The organism is Desulfobulbus rhabdoformis, from assembly GCF_016919065.1.
In the GTDB taxonomy this organism is placed as follows: Bacteria; Desulfobacterota; Desulfobulbia; order Desulfobulbales; family Desulfobulbaceae; genus Desulfobulbus; species Desulfobulbus rhabdoformis.
The window spans coordinates 83,046-105,413 of record NZ_JAFFQA010000004.1 but is presented as its reverse complement, the minus strand read 5'-3'; the positions used below and the strand labels follow the sequence as shown (position 1 = coordinate 105,413).

The 22,368-nt window shown below is 53.5% G+C and carries 17 protein-coding genes; all 17 read right to left on the bottom strand.

The annotated features are described in order from the left end of the window. Nucleotides 1-9: 9 nt before the first annotated feature. Complete coding sequence (gene murG / locus JWJ90_RS03290) at nucleotides 10-1,095, bottom strand: undecaprenyldiphospho-muramoylpentapeptide beta-N-acetylglucosaminyltransferase (RefSeq protein WP_205225767.1); 1,086 nt, start codon at nucleotides 1,093-1,095, stop codon at nucleotides 10-12. After that, nucleotides 1,086-1,319: a hypothetical protein gene (locus JWJ90_RS03285; protein WP_205225766.1), complete on the bottom strand. Its 234-nt coding sequence runs from the start codon at nucleotides 1,317-1,319 to the stop codon at nucleotides 1,086-1,088. Before JWJ90_RS03285 ends, murG begins: the two co-directional genes overlap by 10 nt. A gap of 10 nt (nucleotides 1,320-1,329) precedes the next feature. Beyond that, the gene (murD, locus tag JWJ90_RS03280; protein WP_205225765.1) at nucleotides 1,330-2,706 is read right to left on the bottom strand and encodes a UDP-N-acetylmuramoyl-L-alanine--D-glutamate ligase; all 1,377 of its coding nucleotides are present in this window, start codon (nucleotides 2,704-2,706) and stop codon (nucleotides 1,330-1,332) included. After that, on the bottom strand, nucleotides 2,706-3,785 hold the full coding sequence (gene mraY, locus JWJ90_RS03275; RefSeq protein WP_205225764.1) for a phospho-N-acetylmuramoyl-pentapeptide-transferase: 1,080 nt from the start codon (nucleotides 3,783-3,785) through the stop codon (nucleotides 2,706-2,708). The genes murD and mraY overlap by 1 nt, the downstream gene beginning before the upstream one ends. 18 nt (nucleotides 3,786-3,803) lie before the next feature. Further along, nucleotides 3,804-6,806 (bottom strand): UDP-N-acetylmuramoyl-L-alanyl-D-glutamate--2,6-diaminopimelate ligase, encoded by a 3,003-nt coding sequence (locus JWJ90_RS03270; protein ID WP_205225763.1) that lies wholly within the window; start codon nucleotides 6,804-6,806, stop codon nucleotides 3,804-3,806. A 10-nt stretch (nucleotides 6,807-6,816) separates the two neighbouring features. Next, entirely contained in the window at nucleotides 6,817-8,631 is a 1,815-nt protein-coding gene (locus JWJ90_RS03265; protein ID WP_205225762.1) for a hypothetical protein, read from the bottom strand. Nucleotides 8,632-8,638: 7 nt separating this feature from the next. Beyond that, on the bottom strand, nucleotides 8,639-9,001 hold the full coding sequence (locus tag JWJ90_RS03260; RefSeq protein WP_205225761.1) for a hypothetical protein: 363 nt from the start codon (nucleotides 8,999-9,001) through the stop codon (nucleotides 8,639-8,641). A 38-nt stretch (nucleotides 9,002-9,039) separates the two neighbouring features. Beyond that, nucleotides 9,040-9,927, bottom strand: coding sequence for a 16S rRNA (cytosine(1402)-N(4))-methyltransferase RsmH (gene rsmH, locus JWJ90_RS03255; protein ID WP_205225760.1), 888 nt, complete (start codon nucleotides 9,925-9,927; stop codon nucleotides 9,040-9,042). Nucleotides 9,928-9,941: 14 nt separating this feature from the next. Continuing rightward, nucleotides 9,942-10,391: a division/cell wall cluster transcriptional repressor MraZ gene (mraZ, locus tag JWJ90_RS03250; RefSeq protein WP_205225759.1), complete on the bottom strand. Its 450-nt coding sequence runs from the start codon at nucleotides 10,389-10,391 to the stop codon at nucleotides 9,942-9,944. A 435-nt stretch (nucleotides 10,392-10,826) separates the two neighbouring features. Further along, nucleotides 10,827-13,106 (bottom strand): hypothetical protein, encoded by a 2,280-nt coding sequence (locus tag JWJ90_RS03245; protein ID WP_205225758.1) that lies wholly within the window; start codon nucleotides 13,104-13,106, stop codon nucleotides 10,827-10,829. Between the two features lie 195 nt (nucleotides 13,107-13,301). After that, on the bottom strand, nucleotides 13,302-15,113 hold the full coding sequence (locus JWJ90_RS03240) for an ABC transporter permease (protein ID WP_205225757.1): 1,812 nt from the start codon (nucleotides 15,111-15,113) through the stop codon (nucleotides 13,302-13,304). Next, the gene (locus JWJ90_RS03235) at nucleotides 15,110-15,856 is read right to left on the bottom strand and encodes an ABC transporter ATP-binding protein (RefSeq protein ID WP_205225756.1); all 747 of its coding nucleotides are present in this window, start codon (nucleotides 15,854-15,856) and stop codon (nucleotides 15,110-15,112) included. Before JWJ90_RS03235 ends, JWJ90_RS03240 begins: the two co-directional genes overlap by 4 nt. A gap of 5 nt (nucleotides 15,857-15,861) precedes the next feature. Further along, entirely contained in the window at nucleotides 15,862-18,060 is a 2,199-nt protein-coding gene (locus JWJ90_RS03230) for a vWA domain-containing protein (protein WP_240194723.1), read from the bottom strand. A 16-nt stretch (nucleotides 18,061-18,076) separates the two neighbouring features. Continuing rightward, nucleotides 18,077-19,186, bottom strand: a complete 1,110-nt coding sequence (locus tag JWJ90_RS03225) for a S41 family peptidase (protein ID WP_205225755.1) — start codon at nucleotides 19,184-19,186, stop codon at nucleotides 18,077-18,079. Nucleotides 19,187-19,261: 75 nt separating this feature from the next. Further along, entirely contained in the window at nucleotides 19,262-19,756 is a 495-nt protein-coding gene (locus tag JWJ90_RS03220; RefSeq protein ID WP_205225754.1) for a hypothetical protein, read from the bottom strand. Nucleotides 19,757-19,767: 11 nt separating this feature from the next. Beyond that, complete coding sequence (locus JWJ90_RS03215; RefSeq protein WP_205225753.1) at nucleotides 19,768-20,439, bottom strand: glycine zipper domain-containing protein; 672 nt, start codon at nucleotides 20,437-20,439, stop codon at nucleotides 19,768-19,770. A gap of 88 nt (nucleotides 20,440-20,527) precedes the next feature. Next, nucleotides 20,528-22,132, bottom strand: coding sequence for a formylglycine-generating enzyme family protein (locus tag JWJ90_RS03210; RefSeq protein WP_205225752.1), 1,605 nt, complete (start codon nucleotides 22,130-22,132; stop codon nucleotides 20,528-20,530). Between the last annotated feature and the right edge of the window lie 236 nt (nucleotides 22,133-22,368).

The following is a 22,368-nucleotide window of genomic DNA, read 5'->3' as shown; positions in this document are numbered from 1 at the left end:
CAGAATGTCTTAATGATCGCTGCGGGCAGCAAGCCGCAAGCACTCATCCACGATCCGGTTTGCCGCCTCCGGCATTGCCATGGTCTTCATGTTGGCCGACATATTATGTAACTCTTCAAAGTTCTGCAAGTATTGGCTGATCTCCCCGGCAAGAATTTCTCCGGTGAGTTCAGCTTCGGGCAGCACCTTGCAACCGCCACCGTTCTCATAATACTTGCCATTTTTTGTCTGATGGTCATCCGCTGCATAGGGAAAAGGGATGAGCAGTGCAGGCAACCCCATCACAGCAAGTTCAGCCAAGGTGGTCGCTCCCGCCCTGGAGATAACCAGATCTGCCTGACCGTAGACATGGGCCATGTCTCGCACAAAGGCTGATACTTCTGCTTTGATGCCAATGCGCGCATAACCTTCTCGAACCGACATCGCATCTGCCTGACCACTCTGATGAATAAGCTGAGCCTCTTTATGCTCCCCCACCAGGATCTCCATGGCCTCGAGCATGAGCATATTCAGACGATGCGCTCCCTGGCTGCCACCAAGGACAAGAAGAGTCGGTACCTGTGCGGGGACATGTTCCTTTTGTGCTGCAGCCAATATTTCCTTTCGAACCGGGTTACCTGTCTGCACCGTCTTTTTGGGGTCGAACTCAGGTTGACAGGGCAGTGAAATAAACACTCGGTCCGCCAGAGATCCGGCCAACCGATTGGCCAACCCCGGCACGGAATTCTGTTCATGAATGGCGATGGGAATGCCCAAACTTTTGCCTGCCAGCAAAACAGGGCCGGTAACATAGCCCCCAACTCCAAAGATCAGATCAGGTTGAAACTCTCTGAGCATACGCCGTGCTTTCAGAACGGCCTGTGGCAGTTGCAACAAGTTGCGCATCTTGGTTATGGGTCCAAGCCCTTTCACACCGCCACATTCCAGCGCTGACAATTCAAAGCCAAGCCCTGCGAGCGTCTGTTGATCAAGCAACCGGGAGGTTCCGATAAAACGCACCTGCGTTCCCGGGACACGATTTCGCAGGGCCGTTGCCACGGCGATGCCAGGAAAGAGATGCCCACCGGTGCCGCCTCCGGCAACGATCAAGCGCATGCGTCCCCCCTGCCGAGTCCTCTTTGTTGCTGAACTTTGCCGCTCTTCATAGCCTTGTTGTTTCCTTTGTACTTCAACACCACCAGCGCCTGCAACTCAAGCATGACAGCCTGAAAACACTCGGGACAGTACCCATGGGTGAGCTGCTCATTCTCTTTGATCGGAACATAGCGCCAAGCCCTTTTTTCCTCTATGCGTTGACAAACGCAGCACATACGTCGCATAGCTGCCACCTCAGGGCTGCTCTTTTTTGTTGTTCAGCCCACGCACAGCCTGGGCAAACACCTCGCCGCGCTCGGCATAGCCAGAAAACATATCAAAACTGGCACAGCCCGGAGCGAGCAGGACCAGATCACCGGGACTTGCCGCTTTAAATGCCTGGATAACAGCAGCTTTCATGGTTGCGGCCAGGTCTGCCTTGGTCACGCTTCCCAAGGCCTCCTTCATCAGCGGTGCGGCTTCCCCCAGCAGGATCAATGCTTTTACCCGCCGCCTGACAACGTCTTGCAACAGGGTAAAGTCACTTTTTTTGTCGCGCCCACCGGCAATGAGAATAACCGGAGCTTCGCACCCATCCAGGGCGGCCTCAAGGGCACCAATGTTGGTGGCTTTGGAGTCGTTGATAAAGCGAACACCATCCACAACGGCCACCTCGGCCATACGATGGGGGGGCGGCTGGTAACGGATAAGCCCCCGCGCTATTCCCGCCTGATCACAGCCGGCCAGGGTCGCAGCCAGCACCGCGGCTGCGGCATTGAGCTGATTCACCGAAGAAGCCAGCTTGGTATCCTCCAAGGGATACACAACGGGCTCATCCCCCCCGAAAGTCGCTCCGATAACTATGCTCCCTGCCTCCACACGGGCAGCACACTGCTCACCGCGCCCAAAACTCAAGGCTGGGACACCGGAGGCAACGGGCGTGGCAAGGGCGGTGGTATCATCCCCACCCAGAATTGCCAGATCACCGGGCGTCTGGTGGGCAAACAACTTCTGCTTGGCCCTGGTATAGGCGGTCAGCGATCCATGACGATCAATATGGTCCGGTGTTATGTTGAGCAGCAGTCCAATATTGGGCCTGAATTCACCCGCCAGATCCAGTTGAAAACTCGAAAGTTCCAAAACAGCGCAGTCGTAGGCTTCAGGCTTATCAAAAAAATCAAGCAGTGGCGTACCGATATTCCCCCCCACAAAGGGGCGTCTGCCCGAGGCCTGCAACAGCTCGCCAATCAAACTGGTGACTGTGGTTTTCCCATTTGAGCCGGTCACAGCAATCACCGGAACCGAAAAACGACCGGCGGCCAGAGCCAACTCTCCGTAAAGAGGAATATTCTGCCCCCGAGCAGTCTCAAGCACAGGCAGATCAAGGGGAACACCGGGGCCAGGTACCACCAGATCAGCCCCTTGAATAAATTCAGCTGAATGAGCTCCAGTCTCCAACACAACCTGATTGTCTCGTAAGAACGCAAGCGTTTGAGGATCAATTGCCTCGATAGCCCGTTGATCAGAGACTTTCACCCTAACGCCCTGGCGCAGCAGGTCTCGCAGAGTCGCCATACCGGCAGTGCCCAGTCCAATGACGACAGCGGTAGTTTTTGAGCTAAGCTGCAGCATTATCGCAATTTCAGGGTTGCCAGGGCAATCAGGCCCAGGATAATGGAGACGATCCAGAACCGAACTACAACCTTGGGTTCCAGCCAGCCCTTTTTCTCAAAATGATGATGAAAAGGAGCCATAAGAAAGATCCGCTTGCCGCCGGTCATCTTGAAATATCCCACCTGCAAAATAACGGACAAGGCCTCCATAACAAAAATACCGCCCACAATGACAAGCAGAAATTCCTGTTTGGTAATGACCGAGATCACACCTAAGGTTCCCCCCAGAGAGAGTGAGCCCACATCCCCCATGAAGATCTCAGCCGGATAACAGTTGAACCAGAGAAACCCCAGGCAGGCGCCAACGATGGATGCACAATAGATAGTCACCTCGCCAGCCCCGGAGACAAAAGGAATTTGTAGATAGCTGGCCACAACAGCGTTACCGGCCACATAGGAGAAAATAAGATAGGTTGAGGCAGTGATGACAATGGGGCCAGCAGCCAAACCATCCAAGCCATCGGTAAGGTTCACCGCATTGGAAGCCCCCACAATAACCACCACGGCAAAAGGAACATACAGCCAGCCCAGATCCGGATGAAAGGATTTAAAAAAAGGCAAACTGAGCACCCCGTCATAGCCTGGAGCCAAAACAAGGAACACCCCGACGACCAAGGCACCAAAAACCTGCAAAATCAGTTTTTCCCGGGGGGTCAGCCCACGGGAATTGCCCTTGCGAATCTTTTTGATATCGTCCATTGAGCCGATAAAGCCAAAAAACAGGCTGATCGCAATCAAAAGCCAGACAAGACCACTGGTGAGATCGGTCCATAACAAAGAGGCCCCGGTCATGGCGCTAAGGATGAGGATACCTCCCATGGTGGGGACGCCTTTTTTTGAAAAATGGGACTCCGGACCGTCATCGCGGATAACCTGCCCAAAGTGTTTTTTCTGAAGCCAGGCGATAAAATACGGGCCTAAAAGCACTACCAATAAAAAGGCAGTTACCGCGCAGCCTATCGAGCGAAAGGTGATGTAACGGAATACATTGAGCCAACCCAGCTCCGTATGATAGGGATAAAGAAAGTGATAAAACATAGGTTCCGTTACAGGGAGTTATTGTTCCAGGTTCTCGAGCAAACGTTCCATACGCATGCCCCGGGAGCCTTTGATAAAAAGCCAATCATCTGTGCCATAGTGGCCCTGCTCCATCAAGGTTGCAAGCCAGGTGGCCATGGCTTTGTGATCAGTAAAGATTTTAATGGTTTCCGGTCGCATTCCAGCGACATTGGCCGCCTTGGCCACGACCTGTCCATACTCCCCCACAACCGCCAGAGCCGTATAGCCAAGTTCCGCAACCAATGTTCCAATTTCGGCATGCAGCTGCTCAGCAGAACCGCCGAGTTCAAGCATGTCGCCCAGTGCTGCTATATGTCGGCTTTCAGGGTTTCCAAAGGAGGCAACGGTTTTTAAACCCGCTGCCATGGAGGCGGGGTTTGCATTGTAGGCATCGTTCACCACCTTGACCCCACGGGCGAGCGTGCCCACAGCCAATCGTTTGTCCACGGCTGGTTGATAGCTGCTCAGACCAAGGGCTATACTCTCCGGCGGTATGCCGGCAGCAAAGGTAATGGCGGCGGCGGCAGCACAGTTACTCACATTATGCTCGCCCAAAACAGGCACCAGGACTCGCTGTTGCCAATCGCCGACATGGAGGACAAAACGCATCCCCTCCTCGCCCAGACTTTCTATCTGCGAGGCCTGAACAAGGGGGCCAAGTTTACGGCCGGATGGACTTACAGCAAAACCGATCTGTTTGCCACCGAATTTTTTCGCCTGCTCTCGCACGAGCCTGTCATCGAAGTTGACGATACGAATGGCATCGTGCCGCATCTCGGCAAAAAGTTCCCCCTTGGCCTTCGCCACCCCTTCCACGTCCCCCAGCCCCTGCAAATGTGCGGGGTGGGCGTTGTTAATACAGCCAATATCCGGATCAGCGATACGGGCCAGACGGGAAATCTCTCCAGGCGCATTCATTCCCATTTCAAGTACGGCAAATTCGTGCGCGTTTTCAAGCGGCAACAGGGAGAGGGGAAGCCCCACCAGATTATTAAAATTCCCTTGGGTTTTCAAAACCGGGTCAAGTCCACTCTGGGTTTGACCGGTGGCCAGATCCAAAACGGCAGCGACCATCTCTTTCACCGATGTTTTCCCTGAGCTGCCGGTAATGGCGACGACCTGCACCTTGGGAGAAAGCAAACGCCGACGGTAGGCGGCCAGCCCACCAAGAGCTTGCAGGCTATCGGGCACCTCTATTGCTAGCACATCTTGTGCCAGCCCTTCTGGGATCTGCTCTCCGATGACGGCCTTTGCCCCTGCGGTGATGGCTGTGTTGATATAGGCATGGCCATCAAATGCCTCGCCTTTGAGCGCAACAAAGATATCATCCTGCCCAATGGTGCGAGAGTCTGTGGAAACCTGGCCAAGCATTCTCTGTTGCTGGCCGGAATGGAGCCTGCCTCCGGATGCCGCCAGGAGGTGACGTGTGTTCCAGCGCATAAGGCCATTGACCGCCTCATGGGTATCGTCAAAAAAATGCTTGGTTGTACCGATGATCTGGTAGTCTTCATGGCCCTTGCCGGCAATGAGGATGGAATCGGTCGGCCCAGCCAGGCTACAGGCCTTGCAGATAGCCTCATGCCGGTTTCTTATGCGGGCAAATCCCTGAGAACGGGCAAGCCCGCTTAACAGTAGCTCCGCCTCTATCTCCGGCTTTCCACTGGAGGCAACTGCCGGAACGACCTCGTCAATAATGGCATCGGCATCCTCGGTCCTGGGATTATCCGAGGTCACGATAACAACATCGGCGTACTGGGCTGCCACCGCTCCCATCAGGGGGCGTTTGCCCCGATCACGATCGCCCCCACAACCAAAAAGACAGATCAGGCGCCCAGGGGCCAGGGTCTTTAAGGTTTGCAGTACATTTTCCAGAGCATCGGGGGTATGCGCATAATCAACAAAGACCGAGGGAAGCTGCTCTATTGCAGCATTGGGCAATCGCACCCGCTCCAGACGCCCGGGAACCCGCTTAACTTGGGCAAGCCCTGCACGAATGATGGATGAGGGGAGTCCAAGCCCCAACCCCACGCCAGCGCTGGCCAGCACGTTGAGAATGTTGTAGCTGCCGGTCAAGGGCGAGGTAAATTCTGCTATCTCCCCTTGCAGGTCAAGGTTGCAGCGAAAACCATCGACTGTCTGGGCGCAGGCCTGGGCATTCACCTCGGCACCTGCAGCCAGCCCGCAGGTCATGGTGGCGACATCCTCTAATTCAGCACAGAGTTCTTTGCCCCAGTTCCTTCCTTCCGCATGGGGACCAGTCACTACCACCGCGATGGCATTCTCTTTAAGATGACGGGTGAACAGTCGCTTCTTGGCAGCGAAATACGCATCCATGCTCGTGTGATAATCGAGGTGATCACGACTGAGATTGGTGAAGAGGGCCACATCAAAAACCGTTGTTCCCAGTCGATTTTGCTCCAGGGCATGTGAAGAGACCTCCATAACCACGTGGGTCACACCGTCGTCGGCCATGGTACGCAGCAACCGTTGCATGGTAATGGCGTCGGGCGTGGTCAAAGGCGCATCCTGAATAACGCGTACGCCTTCGCGTCCATGATAACGGTAATTCACCGTGCCGATCACTCCGGGCCGAGAGCCTGCAGTCAGCAGCATCCCCTCGATCAACCAGGAGGTTGTGGTTTTGCCGTTGGTCCCGGTAATACCTATGAGCTGCAGGGCGTTGGCTGGATAATCATAAAAGGCGGCGGCAAGTTCTCCCAGGGCCTGATGGGCATCCGCCACCAGCACCAGAGGGAGAGAAGCATCTTCAAGCCCGTTGATATCCTCAACCACGACAGCCACACAACCACGTTCCAAGGCATCGGCAATATAGGTGCGGCCATCGATTTTTTCACCGGGGATGGCAACAAAGAGACTTCCGGACTCAACCTGCCTGGAGTCAAGCACGATTGAGGTGACCGGTTCGCGCAACGATTCCGGTGAGAGTCCACGGACCTCAAAGGGGGCAACCGTTCGTATTAATGTTTCCAGGTTCCGCATGGATTTTTCTCTATCGGGACTCCAAAGTGACTACGCACTCCTTAATGCCAAGCAGCGGCTGGCCTGCCAGGGGATACTGGGCCACAATACGCCCACTGCCGTTAATACGTACTTTCAATTTGAGCTTATCAATCTGTTGCAGTCCTTTTCGCAGACTCATACCGTGCATCTGGGGCATCACCCCAACGGGAGTGACCTCCTTGTGGAGAGTCGTCTTCAGACTCAAGCGTTTACTGATAAAAAACTGACGAAGATTTTCCGGGCTTTTCAGCGGTGGTGCCTGGGCAACCAGCGGCGCTTCCTCGCGTTGGACAATATCAGCAAGAAGCCCACGTCCCAGTTTCTCCAGACTGATTCGCCTTCTTCTCTGCCCCGCCGGATCAGGTAGCAGATGATCCTTCTCCGTGGCAATCAACAAAAGATACCTGGGCTGCTCGGCAGGGGTGAGAGCGACAAAGAGATTCTGCATGGAATACTCGGAAAACTGGCCCTCAGGGTGAATCTGCAACTCCTTCCCCGTGAAGATCACACCGTTTTTCTTTTGCCTCTTCCAGGTAGAGAACAACTCACGTCGAATTTGAATACCGAGTGCCGGTGCAAGCACATAGAGTTTGTCGGTTGCATCAGGGCTACGTCCATACCGGGACGTGGTGGCATGATCATAGACCGAATCCACCACATAGGGAGTAATCCTCCAACCACCATTGGCAAGACTTGCCAGGGTGACACCGACCTGTACCCCTGTCACCTCCGATGCTTTTGCCTGGTTCTGCTCTTTAGCGCCTTCGAGGGTCCAGTTGCCGACAACAGCACCATTAAGTTCTATCTGCTGCTCAAACGCCTCAAGCTCTTTCCCGGAAAAGCCATAATCCGGTGCGGCCACAGTGGGGGGCAAGACCTTGGTCCCGTCCAGTCCCTGTCGCTCTATGGCGGCTGCCCGAGCGACAATAGGGCGAATCAGATCCCTTTCCAACTGGTGATTGTAGATCCGATTCACTCGATTGCTCTCATTAGCCTTCCAGAAATAGTTGGGGTCAAAGGAAGGCTGATTCATAAGCGCCAAGATACGACCGGTTTTGGGTTCGATCACCAACCCCATTCCCTTTTCCGTACCACTTGCACTCAAGTACTCGCGAAAGCGGCTCTCAAGCATCTTTTGCAGATCAACATCCAAGGTCAGCACAAGATCCGCCCCATTCTCGCCGAGGTGATCCTGTCCCTGAAAATCAATATCGGGGATATTTCCCTTGCGGAAAACACCCTGCAAAACGGAGTCATACTTGCCTTCGATACCGGAAAGACCAACCCCCTCGCCCATGAATCCGAGGACATGTGAGGCTACGGTATGGCCCGGGTAGAACCGAACCGTATCCGCCTTGCAGGTAATGCCTGAGAGATGAAGGGATTCGACTGCTTTGGCCTGCTCCTCATCGAGATTGGTTGCCAGCATGGTCGAATAGGGAGTAGCCTGCAGACGGGCCTGCAGCTCTGCTGCATCAAGCCCCACCAACGGTGCAAGGGCTTTGGCAATCTGCCCACGATCTGCCATTTCCACCGGATTGGCAAACAGCGAATACAGTTTGTAGGAAACCGCCAGCTCGCGGAGATTACTATCGTAGATGGTGCCTCTTAAAACAGGTTCAGCGGGCTCCGGGCCCGCTGAAAATGACGTAATTTTGCCGACAGCAGACTGTACAATCCTGCCGATATCCTGGAGGGAATGGGGGCATCTAAACAGAATGGCGCCAGCCGCTGTCAGCAAAATTGCCAAGACTGGAAAGAACCACCGTCGTTTTTTTCTCTTAGAGCGTACCGTTCTAACCATTGCGGTCCTACATCCGGCGGACCTGCCCTTTACTCGGCTCAAAAAGATCCAGCCGAACCGAGGCAACCGCGACAATATGCTCTCTGGAACTCAGCAGTTCCTGACGCTCGACCAGCCCCATGTGGGTACTGGTCATTTGAGCATGGAGTTCACGCATCTGTTCTGCCTGGGCGCGCATCTCCATCATCTGTCCGTAGAAATACTGCGTTACAAGCAGACCGGCAACCAGTGCGACCAGACAGCTGATGGCAAGAAATCTTCGTACTGTTTGAGACAGGCACAAAGAAATACGTCTTTTCATTCGTCGGGTTCCTTGAAACGTTCCCATCTGCCGTGGCCGATATGTTCGCACACCTACGTTCGGTACCATGGTTGCCTCCTGCGCCACCTGATCTCTTGTATTGGCACTCACACCCGTTCTGCAACCCGAAGCTTTGCGCTACGGGCACGGGGGTTGTGCTGCATCTCTTCTGTTGTCGGTTCGACCGGCCGTTTGGTGATAACCTTGTAAGCCGGATTTTTTTGAAAAATTTGTTTAACGATCCTGTCTTCCAGTGAATGGAAGGTGATAATTGCCACCCGCGCGCCAACGGCAAGAACCTCTGGAGCCGAGTTCAACAGCTGGGTAACATTGTCAAGTTCGCCATTAACGGCAATCCGCAGGGCCTGAAAGACCTTGGTTGCCACATGTATCTTTGGTGGATGAAAACGTCGGGGTACAGCCTCTGCCACAATGGATGCCAACTGGCCAGTGGTGGTTATCGGTTCCTGCTGGCGAGCGTTGACCACAAACTTGGCAATACGCCTGGCCTGTCGCTCTTCGCCATAGTGGTAAAAGATGTCAGCCAACTGCTCTTCCGGGGCCTGTGCAACCAACTGAGCTGCATTCAGAGGGCGCCGTCGGTCCATGCGCATGTCCAGCTCACCGTCCGTGCGAAAACTAAATCCCCGCTCTGCCCGGTCAAGCTGCAACGAGGAAACCCCCAGATCAGCAGTCAGGCCGTTAATCGGATGCAAGCCGCGTTGCTGCAACTCCGGCACCAGGTCTGCGTAGGAAGCATGAATCAGGGTAAAACGATCACCATAGCGGCTCAAATTCCCGGCACTCACGGCGTCTTCGTCCCACTCAAAGCCGACAACACGACCAGCAGGCCCACTACGCTTTAAAAGAGCTTCGGAGTGTCCACCAAGCCCCAAAGTGCCGTCAACGTAGAGGCCGCCAGAAGCTGGCAAAAGGCCTTCGAGTACTTCTTCGAGTAAAACAGGCACATGGATGGGATATTGGTCTTGCGGCATGCTCGTCTTCGAGGTTAGATACCCAATTCGGTAAGCCCTTCGCTGTAATCGTCAAAGCCTTCGCGGACAAGTTCGGTTTCAGCTTCCCAGGCACCTTTATCCCAGACTTCAAAATAATTGAGCATACCGACCACAACGACTTCTTTCTGCAGCTTCACGCTTGATCGCAGTGCAGGAGTCAATAAAACGCGCCCTTGTTTATCCGGGGAGCACTCGACAACGCCAGCAATGATATAACGGACAAACCGACCTAAATTCGATTGGCTTTTTCCTTTGGCCAGCAACGTTTCCTCAATGGATAACCATTCGGCCATGGGGTACACACGGAGGCATTCTTTCCAATGAGTGACAACCAGCATCTCGGAACCATACTGTTCCTTGAGCACTTCACGGAATCGTGCGGGTATATTCAAGCGCCCCTTAGGGTCAAGACTATGATCCGAGTGACTCCGAAATCGTTGCACGCTGCCTCATCCACCACTATCCGCCACCCGCGTGACGGTTAATCCATAATTTTCCCCTAAACACCACTTTGCACCACCTAGTAACAATTAGTATACGAACCCCATACGGGAGTCAAGGAAAAACACGGAAAAATAAGGCAGATCCATGCCCTGTTGCGACCACTTGCCCAACCAGACAGAAAAACAGCAAAACAGGAAGTTAACCAATCAGTGGCGTTGATTTACAAAACTGAAACTCATCATCTGCGAACACAATCTGAACAGAGGGGGAAAGGTGGGGGAAACACCCGGAAAGGATTGGCAATAGCGAGAAATTGGCAAAACAGGAGAGAAAGGACGCTGAAAAAAAAGCAAAAAAGAAGGCTGTTTCATCAAATGAAACAGCCTTTGTTTACCAGTGACTGAAAAAGAAAAATTCTTTTCAAAAAAAGCGTGTTACTTCGCTGGAGCGGCTCCCTGACCGGAGGCGGCTTGTTCAGGAAAAAACATGGAGGTCACATCTTTTCCGTTAATGATCACTTTCCCTTGAGGATCCAGTTTGGCATCAATTCGATCAACGGTCTTGCCTCCTTCCTCGGTCCGGTTTGCAAGTGCGGTCAACATGCCAAAAGCCTGTTCAATGCCAGGATCCTGACTGTAGGTCTGAAGAACCCGCTTCAACTCCTCGGGATTTTCCAATGCCAGGTTCAGTGTACCGGTCGACATATACTGGGAGCTGGGATTCACTTTCGCCAACAGAGCCAGCGTTATTTTAGTTGCCGGAAAATTGACAAAGGTATCTGAGAGGTTGAGCGTGAGTCCACTCTGCATCAGAGCCCCCATGCCATTCATCATCACCTGCCCCTGAATGGCATCCATATTCCCTTGGGCCAGCGATGCAGGATCAGAAATAAGGTTCAAGAGATTAGGGATTTGACTCAGCTCAAGATGTACTCGCCCGGCATCGGGCACACTGTTCGGGGGGAGCGGCAAACCTTTGAGCCCGGAATAATCAACCAGAGTGTGAATGGTTCCGCCCTGTCCGTCACCAACATCAAAACCAGCGCCAACACTGGCCTTATCCAGGCTGATAGGGGTGGGGAGTGCGTTTGCCACCAGAAGCTCATGAACGCTCACCTCGCCTGAATAACGCTGGAACAGTGACAGAATTTTCTTTCCTAAGGCATATCCTCTCTCTGCTGCAAATTTGTCAGCCTCGTTTGGATCGAGCTTCTGGTACTCCTCAACTCCGGCAAAAATTTCCGCAAAAAGGTTGGGTGGCAAGGCATCCATGGCGCCATCGCCTTTCAGGCCAATCTTATGAAGAACAACGGATACCGGGTTCTGCTTTTTACCTGAACTGTTTTCGTTAAAGGTGAAATCGTTAAACTGGCCATCCGAGGAATAGATAAACTTGCCTGTCGCGGCCTCTTTTTCCACACCACCACGCATGGTGATCGAGGCCAGGGTGGCAACTCCGTCCCGGGAGGAGAGGTGGAAATTTTTCAGATCTGCGCTACTCGTATAGCCGTTAAACAGCTGCATGTATTCATCAATATCACCCATCAGCGGCTTGAGTTCTTCCATGCTCAGCTCATCCAGACGCCCCAAAACCTCCTGCATGCTGGTACGCAGTTCCAGAAAACGCTTGGCATTGGTACCGCTGGCAACGACCTGCCCTTCTATGGAGTCAATCCCAAAGTTGGCCGTCTTTTCCACAAAGGCCAGCTGTTTGAGAGCGCAGTGAATGTCTTCGGTCCAGTTCCCGCTTTCCTGCTCAGTGCGACCTCCTTTGGCGATCAATTGTGCCAGCGAGAGACGTCCTGTTTTCTCAACGTCTTCAATGGCAAGCTCACCCAGGTTCACGTCAAATGCATCGAAGTTCATCAGCTGACGGTTCCACAGAGCAGAAAAATCCTGAGAACCGATGGTCAACAGAGCCTCTTCTTTTCCTCGGCTGGTGATGGGGGCGGAGCTGGCAAGCTGCATACGTACCGCAAGCAGGTCTGGACCTTCTGGTTGCAACCGAAATTTCAGCGGTCCAAGGGCCAGAGTGTCGTCGTTATCGATGAGCAAGGTAAATGGATCCAAGACAACCTCATACTCGGGTCCCACCTTGGTAATGGTGTACTGGCGGTTGGTTTGCAGGCTGAAATCACCTTCCGGATCCTCCGCCGGAAATAAATGAATAAACCAGTCGGTAAAGGCATAGATCAGCTCTTCTTCAGGGCCAGCCGGTATCCTGGGCACCACTGGTGGGGTAACCGCAATCGGAGGGACAGGCGCTCCGCTGCTGTCCAGCTCCGGTGGTGTCAGCACCTGCACAGGAGGATCCTGCCCCTCTGGTGTATCAACTTTCACAGAAGAGGGGATATTTGGGGAGGGCTTGGGGGCAGCAGGATCTGTTGCAGGAGCGACCGCAGTCTCTGCTTTTTGCCCGTCCACCTTTGGCTCCAATCGCTCAATAAGGTCCTCTAATTTCGGATTGGGCTTTAAGGCTACACTTTCACGATATTTCTCCACAGCCCCTGCAAGATTCCCCTGCAGTTGCAGCTTTGCCCCTTCGAGTTGCAGTTTGCGAGCAATAGCTGCGCTATCGCTCGTTTGCTCGACCGCCTGCACCTGAGGTGCCCCAAGGGCCATCAGACTGCAGAAGACCGCACACGCCAGGATTCCGAGAATCCTTCGCTGCAGGCTCACCTTATGCCTTGTTGTTTGTTGCCACGTTTTGTTCATACTCCCTCGCTTCAGTGATAGTAGCAAAGACGCTCCCCACAGGGGAGCGTTGTCAAGACGCCTTCCTATACAAACGCCTGTAATCCATAATATTTTCAAGCACTTTTTGCACCTGAATTCGTGTCACCTGAGTCTGTAGCATTCAGCAGTGCGTCAGATTTATTATTTGTAACATGTCGATGGATGCTCACTGTTTTATTCATCACGCAGTGCCTCAGCCGGATCCAGTCGGGTTGCCCGCAGTGCGGCAAAGGTCGCCGCAATGATACTCAGGCTCCACACCCCCACGAAGAGCAGGAAGAAATGACCTGCTGAGAGGGTGCAAAGGGATTCGGTGCTTCGAAGTTGCTCTTGAAAAAGCTGATTGATCACCTGGGCCACGCCCTGAAAGAGAGCCACGGAAAGCACCAGTGCCCCACTTGAAAGCAGCAAGCCCTGGGCAATGGGAAAGAGCACCAGCTCCTTTTTCAAAAGCCCCAACAACCGCAAGACATTGAGCTCTTTTTTCTTCCGTTCAACCGAGGCATAAAGACTTGCCGTCAGTGCCGAGATTCCGCCGACCACTCCCACGGCCGCGATAAGCCAGAAGATGAGAGAGGTATAATGATCAAGCTGTTTCACCTCGGCAATACGCTGTCTTTCGGTATTTACTGCAATGCCTTCCGCTTCAAGTGCACGTTGCACGGATTCCACCGCATCGATAGTTGCGGTATAAAGCCGGAAACCGGCATAACCCTGCCGGGAAAGCAGCAGACTGCCACTGGCGTTATTGTAGCTGAGATCTCGATAACGAAAAAGATCAAGTGCACCGGCAAATTCCACTTCTGCCAGCGCCCGATCTGGCCCAATGGCATGTTTTTCGACTCGTACCGGGAGCTCAAGCTCTCGTCCATCCATCTGCAGACGCAGCGTTGCTATCCCCGCTGCAAGCGGTAGCTGATCTGAAACAAACAGTGTCCCCACGGGTTGCCCCCCCGCAGGGTTGGTGCCGGTCGTCTGCTTTCCCATCGAAGCACCGGGCATACCTTCTGGCATAACAGAAAGACGAAGCGCATAAACATCTCCCTGCGTGGTGTGTAATTGCACGGCAAGAGGGCGGATCCAGGGGAGGACCTTGGCCCCTTTTCCCCGCAGTTTATTTTGCACGGCCCGCAGATTTGTCTGGGTAACAAAGCGGTGCTTGACCTTTAAGAGATAGGCATGCCGAGAGAGAGACTGGGACGGGGTCAGTTGCTCGGCCTCTTCTGGAGAGAGAGGCTTCACCTGGGAAAATCCGGTGTTGTTAATGAGCAAGACCTGGTCAAGCTTATTTAAGGGGGCTTGCACCAGAACCACGGCCCCCTCGTAGACCGGATAGGCGGTGGGTAGCTCCCCTTTCCAGCCGAATCCAGGCACAGCCCGTCCATCTTTAAAATCCTCCACCGCCTCAATCACCGAAAGGGGCACATAGGCGGTTTTCAGCCCGGATGCCCGTTCATCAAGAATGCCAGCCAGTCGCACGGAAAATCGACCATACTCATACTTGCCGCCTATAATGCGTTGAGCCGTTATCTCCAGCACATCCCCCACCTGCAGCGACAATGACTGGGCCGCTGCCGCTGTGAGCACGCAGCTCTTTGTATCCGGGACGGGGGCACTGTTTTCCATCAGCAAGGGGTCACCGGGCGCGGTGGCCATGAGCGACAACGACTCCTGGAGCTTGGCCTCTTTATTAGCGGCAACCACGGATGAAGAAATCTGTCGGGTCATGGGCACAACGAATTGCACCTCGGGCAGCCGCTGTTGCAACTGGGTAAACCAGTCACGATGAAAGGTCTTGGTGGTCATTGGCCGGATTTCCCGGTTTTGGGGATCTTCAACCAGACGGCTCCGCAGCGTTTCAATGGTCCCGAACTGCAGGCCAAACAAAATGAGCAGGGGGGAGATGATTGAGGCAATGGCCAGTACCAGACAGATACTGAGCAGCCGATCATGAACAACATCTTTATACGCAAGTTTGAGGATCATACGGCCTGCTCTCTTTGGGTAAGGGAGGTCGTTGCCTCGATCTGATTGCGTTTGATCCGACTCAGTGCAAAATGAACCTGAAGATCTGCCACCTCCTCCACCAGAGAACGGTCATGGGTGACCATGATAACAGCCGCATCCATCTGGCGTGCCAAGCTCTGCAACTCATCTCGAATGTCCAGTGCGGTGGGGTAATCCACCGCAGCCGTGGGTTCATCGGCCAGGATGATCTTCGGCCGGTGGATCAGGGCCCTGGCGACAGCCACCCGTTGCCGCTGCCCGCCCGAGAGGTACTGCGGCTTTTTCTCCAACTGATCACCAAGCCCCAAGGTTTCGACCAGGTGCTCAAAATCATCGGTGTCAACACGCAGACGACTTATCTGGGCGGTCAACATGATATTTTCTCGCACCGTAAGAAACGAAAGTAAGCCGCCGCTTTGCAGGACGTAGCCGATATTATGGCGGCGAATGCGGGCAGCCGTATTCTCGGGCAGCCCTTCAACATCACAGGACTGCACACCAGCCAGACTGGGCACATTCAAGCGGAATTGCCCGACCTGGGAGGGCTCCAGCACCAGGGCCAGCATATCCAGCAGAGTCGACTTTCCACAGCCCGAAGGACCGACTACCGAACAAAACTCCCCCTTGTGCACATCAAGGGCAGGTACCCGCAGCGTAAAGGAGGCACCTCCTTTGCTGCGGGTTTTGACCACATCACGAAGTGTATAGACGACATTTCCCATAAAGCTCAGGGCAAAAGCTCCAGGCTGATGGGGTAGACAAAGTCGCCGGGTTCGTCGGATTTGTTCAACTGTACCCAGCCCTCGGGACCGTCATGAATGGTCTCGTAGGCCATGATGCGGGCCTCAAGATCAGCAAGAAACATATCCTGCTCATCCACAGACCAGCTCGACCAGAGCTCGTTATTCATATCCATAATACGACTGGTATAGGGCAGCCCCACCAGAAACTCCGGCACGAGCCCGGATTGGGCCAGCGACTTGGCCCGTTTGATCATTTCCGGATCACGGGCAGTGGTGGCGGCAGCCGCCTGCAGTGAGGAGAAGAAATCCTCTCCGCTGATCTGCCCCTTACGCCCTGCTGCCAGGATTGTTTTCAAGGTTTCCCGCAGGGAATCCAGCTGCTGTTTATTGATTAACAAACGCACTTCCAGAGCCTGAATATCCGTGGTCAACAGGTCCTTATCCGTTACCCAGGCAACCACATCCCTTGGGGCCTGAGCACCGGTCTGGGATCCGATCCACTGGACAAAGGCCGCCTTAAGCGCGGCATCTGTCTTGCTCTGGTTTTCACGCTGCCCGTCTTCTTCCGTACCTTCTCCAGCCTCCTGGCCCTCTGCAAAGAGCTCCAGATTCAGCTTGCCAGCATCGCCAGCGGATTGTTCCGGGACATCAAAATCTGAAACCGGGGCTTTCGTGGAAACGGTGAGCTGAGCTGGGGGAGCGGTTTTGACCGGAGCCTGAGCTGCGGCCACCATTTTTTCTTTTTCCTGCCGGACTTTCTCCAGCAGGTCAATGATTGAGCCTGTGACCATTTTGGTCATTTCCTCAAATCCGGCCAGATTTTCCGAGGAGGTGGCAAAATAGGCGGGCTCCCCTGCAACACCCCGATTGGTGGAAAGGGTCATGAACTGATCTTCAGCCGTGTAGTGATATTCTTCAGCCCGGGGATCGGGGTCCTTAATATGAATGGTCAAGAGCGTAATATTGCGATCATTGGCAAGATTACGAAGCGTTGCCGCGCCCTGGCCGGAGCTGTTCCACTTATGGCCAAGCTCATGGGCAGGCGCATCACCAACCAAAATAACAAAACGAAGCGCGTTGGGGGTCCAGGATGTTTTATCCACGGCGCCATTCACACCGGCATACACGTCTTCGGCATATCCCTGCGAGCCAACCTTGGTCACATCCACGCTCTTAAGGGTGGTCATGAACTGCTCAATATTTTGCAACGCAGGGGTGTAGTTGTTGACATTGTAGCCAATATCGGGGATCTCCACCGAGTCGCGGTAGCCCCAGATGCCAAAACGCACGGCCTTGGCCAGATCAGCGTTGGCTGAAATCTTTTTCGAGGCATCCTGCACCACCTTCATGGTCTGGTTGATGTAGGGCATCATGGAGTTGGTGGTGTCCATGACCCAGACAATATCCACAGCGAGCTTATCCAGGGTCTTGGCATCGACCGCGTTTTTTTCCTGAACAGCCTTATGCAAATACTCCTTATTCTTGCGAATATCGGAGCTGATTCGAGCATCGGCCTCTTCACCGGTCACCGCTGCCAGCTTCAATAGCCGCGCTTCCCGGTTATCCAGCTCAATCTCCTCGAACTGGAGGATGGGCAACAGATAAAACTCTTTGGTGATATCAATGGCCTTTTTGGGTTCAACCGTAACAATGGGAAAATCAGACGGCAGATCCCCCATGGCGATGTTGAGGTAATACTCTTCCACCGCTGCCTGACGCGCTTCCGGGTCCATTGCGGTCAGCTTTTCCAGCTCCGTCCGGTGATCAAACATCAGAACCGGATAGCGTCCCTCAGGATGGGTATAGGAAAGACACATGGTCTGTTTCCATTCAAAGACATCATCCGAGGACATCCAGCCAAGCACTGTTCCCCGGTTATCGGAGCCAACCTCATACCAGATTCGAGTATCAAGATCGCTCTGGCCACCTTTTTTCTGATAAACAAAAAAAGTCTGAAAGGCTGGCACATTTTCCATGACTGTACCGCCTTCTGTATTGGCTGATTTATAAATGGTGGAGAAAGCACGGGATAAAACGCGAAGTGGTAAAGATTGCTTGCCTTCAATTTTCATGGGCAGACGTTTTTCGGCAGCTCGAGCTGGGGTGGACCAGCCCTGCCCTGCCATCACAACCGCTGCAGCCAACAGCAGGCTCAAAGCCCGCCGGATTCGTCTTCTTTGCATACATTTCCCTCCTCTATCAATTATCTTCTACCTGCGCGTAGTTCAGCAGGCGCTTTATCGTGTCCTCCTGAGACAGATCAGCAGTCAACATTTCCTTGGGGAGTTCCCGATCAGGGAACAGTCCCCGACCGTGGTAGCTCACCCCATCTGCAGCTAGAATTTCAGCATAGGTCAAACGCAGTGCCGAGCCATCAGCAAGGGGCAAAAAACGCTGGGCCAGCCCTTTGCCGTAGCTTTTGGCCCCCAGAGACAGAGCGCGATGGTTGGAACGAAGGGCCAGAATAAAGGCTTCTGCCGCGCTGGCAGTCGCCGCATCCTGTACAAGCAGAACCGGATTTTCCACCAAGGCTTGCTGGTTGGAGACGATCAGTTTTTCTTGCTTGCGTCCACGAAGGCAAAACAGCACACGCCCTTTGGCAATAAAGAAATCTGCACACCGCCTGGCGTTCACCAGGCTGCCTCCCTGGTTTCCCCGCAAATCAAGAATCAAAACCACATCCTTTTTGAGCTGGGACAGAACCTGTTCAAGCTGGTCAGCCGTATCCTGGGTAAAACGCGTGATCTCAACAAGCGCGACCCCTGCGACCATCGTATATAAAACGGACTGGTAATGTGCCCGTGAACGCCTCAAACTGAGGGTTCGGCCCAGAGATTTGCCGCTTCGCAGGGTCAGCTGCACCGTTGTCCCCTCTTCACCACGAATATGGGATCCCACCACATACACCGACTTGCCATACACCGGCATGCCATTCACTGCGAGCAGTTCATCGCCCGCACGAATCCCACTTTTAGCCGCCAGCCCGGCCTTAAAGGGGAAGAGCAGAAGCCGCCCCTCTTTTTCCTGCAGATCCATCTGCACGCCAAAGTAATCCGAGCTGGTTGATTCCTGAAAGCCACGATACTCAGGTGCAGAGAGATAATCGGAGTACGAATCAAGCGAACGGCTATAGGCACGCAGGATATCACTGCGCACTGTATTTGGTGAAGCTGGAATCCGCAGACCGTGCTCACGAATCTGACCGATGGCCTCATTCAAAAGCTGCAACTGTTCCTGGGGCAGTCCCTGCTCCTGGGCACAGAGAGTAGCGTAGGGAAAAAAGAGCAGCAGAAGTCCTACTGCATGCAAAATTCGACACAGCTTACCGACATGCCCCAATGCACAGCCCCTTTTACTGGTGAGAAATAACACAGATACGGCCAATTAAAGAAACATCAGACTGGCCGCCTCTTTTTCCAACTGGTCGCGCCTTTTTTGCAAACGCTTGATCTCCAATCGCTTGCTCGCAGGATCTTCAATAAAATCTGAATTGCGTGATGAAGCCTTAAGCTCTTTGAGCTTGGCAAGGATATGCGTTCGCTTCTGCTGCTGGGCAACACTGGTCGCCTCTTTGGCCAGGACATCCTTTTCCAGAGAGGCTATGGAAGTATTGAGCTTGCGAACCTGACGTCGCAGAGAGGCCATCTCTTTTTGGCGTGTGGCCCGCTCGGATTGCAGTGCTGTCGATTGCGCCTGTTCCTGGCGATTGCGCTCCTCAACCTGATCCAAATGGGAACGACGGTCTTGCAATCGCTGCTCATAGGCATTGGGGTTATAGCTAAAAAGCCCCCCCTGGTGTGGATCGGTTGTTTGTCCGGCACACCCGGCCAGCAACAGGGTGCAGCACACAACCACGATCAGTCTCGTATTCAGTTTCATAGCGTTTCCCCTTAAACAGACATGCTCGCGGACATGGAGGCCAGCTCCTCAGTCCGTTTTTCAAGCTCTTTGATATTGCGTTTGAGTTGAACGATCTCAACGTCAAGCTCTTTAGCATAGTCGTCCTTGCCACTTTCAACCGCGTCGGTATGTACGGATTTCTGAGCTTTGAGCTCATCTTCAGCAGAGGCCAACTCCTTATTGGCCGATTCAATCAGGGAATCTGTGGCCGCTTTTTTATCCTTAAGCTTGACGGTGCGAACTTTTTTATCCTTGTACTGCTTTTTCAAGAGCGCGGTTTCCCGTTTGAGCTTGCTAATTTCTTTGCTCAAATCCTGATTATAGGCGACCATTTCCGCATTTTTCTGCTGCGCCTGGGCGATGCAGGCATCAAGCCAGTCTTCTTCCTGGGCATATTTGGCTTTTTGATTGGCCACATGATTGCCGTAGGCATAGCCTCCTGCTCCCCCCACCGCGGCACCAATGGCTGCCCCGACCAGAGTCCCCTGTGTATCCCCACCAATGAGCTGGCCAAGAATACCTCCGGCAACTGCGCCAATGACCGCGCCTGTTCCAGCTCCCTCTGCCCGGGTTCTGGTTCCGTCATCCTTAATGTTGGCGCAGCCGCTCAGGGCTAACAACGCACAGAGTACCACAACGATTATCGATCTTTTCCCTCGCATATCCACTCCTTTTGGAACGCAATACATCAAAAAAACGCCCCCTCGCACCGAGACTGTGGGGCGCCTGTTTCACTTGATCACACGTTTGTTAATTTTGAGTTGTGGACCACTCAAAAAACTGGTTTTTCCACAATTCATCATTGGTTCGTTTTATTTTGAGATACTCTTGTGCCTGCTTCCGCACAAGTGTGAGCAGTTGGCTTTGCCGCTTGGCTTTTCGCTTGCTGAGAAACTGGGTATAGCGTTTAAACCCTCCTTCAATAGCCAGCTCCGATGCTGTGCCCAACTGACGGATGGAGTCGGTATACGAAGACATGGCCTGGTCAATATTCTGCTGAATCTCTGCCTCCCGTTGCCTGTATTTGTCAACAATGGGCTGACGGTTCGACTTAAGTGCCGAGGCGATCAGTTGCTCGAGAATTGGTAACTTGCGCGCCTCTTTTGTAATAAAAAAGGCCTGTTCAGCACCGATTTTAACCCAGGAATAGGCTGAATCCTGCTCAGCCTGTTTAATGGTGAATTGAATATCTGCAAGAGATGTGGCCAATAAATCCAGTTCCTGCTGAACAGGAGCGGAGACCGTCCCCCTGCGGGAAAGTTCGTCCTTAAGCCGCTTGAGATGCGTCCCGGCATCTGTTTTCGAAACTTCGGTTTTGGCACTGGTCGCGCTGGTAGAAACTGCCGCTGGCAGACTTTGTCCTGCCCCCTGACGATAGTTTTCCCACTCCTCATGCATACGGTTGGCCACCTGCCGATTGGGAAAAACCAGTGAGGAGAGTACGGGACGAAATCCCAGGGTCTGTTTTTTGGCGGGCTCCACGGTTTTGGTTGCACCATTGAGGGAATAAAACTCCTGTTCGGTGCGCAGGGAAGAACGAAGACCACGGGCATCGGAGAGATAATGCCCGCCTTTAGCGACATACCCGCCGCTGCGCCCCTGGTAATATTCAATTTGGTAAAGACTCGCGGTCATCTCGGCCACGTTGCCCAGCATATCGTGAACCCCGAGGACATTTGGCTTTAACAATCCGATTTTTTTTACCTTATTATGCGATGATTTCGGTCCGGAAAACCATTCGTACTGGGCGAGCTTTCTTCTCTTGTAGGGCAACTTTCGATCAAAGGCACCGCTGCTGACCTGCGCGCCCCCGCGCGCTGCAAATTCCCACTCGGACTCGGTGGGTAATCGCAAAAATCCGGGAACACCGCCGTAGGCGGGAACCTTTTCTGAAGCGTTTGCATAGAGCCATTTATTATAGCTGCGCAAAAAGTCCTCTGCCTCAAACCAGGAAAGATTTCTTGCCGGCAGTTGCGAGTTTTCATACTCCTTGGGGCCGCCAAGCACGGCAAAAACCTGATCCTCTGATATTTCGTATTTTCCCAGGTAATAACACCAATCCTGCTCCTCGCCCTGCCCTACTTCAAAGGCACCACCCAGGGCTACGCCGGTTGGCGACTCCTTATAGCCACCGGCGGGATCACCGAGTCGAAAACGTTTCCAGGCATAGGCGGTGTTGCCCTCCCCCAAACAAACAGGGCGAAGTGCCAGTACACGACCACCAGGCATCGGCAAGACCACATCATCCTTCAAGGGCTGCGGATTCCCCGTTGGTGCCTTGGCCACGGTGGGTTGGGGCAAGAGACTTATTGCCAGCAGGCAAACCGTTGCGGTAAGCACAGAGGTCAACTTCATAAGGCTACCAATCTCCAGAACGCAAACATTTGGGTATCTTGAATAATTAGATTTTTCAATCAAGGCCAAGGATTGGCAGAAAAAGCAATTATTCAAGATGCCTATTTGATACTCAAGCCGCCCCCGTACGCAGAGGCTGTTCGACTCGAGAGTGGTTTTACTTTGGCATTGTACGAGGCACGCAAAACCTGCCCCACCGAGTTCACCACTTCAAAAAAGCAGACAAGACTGTAGAA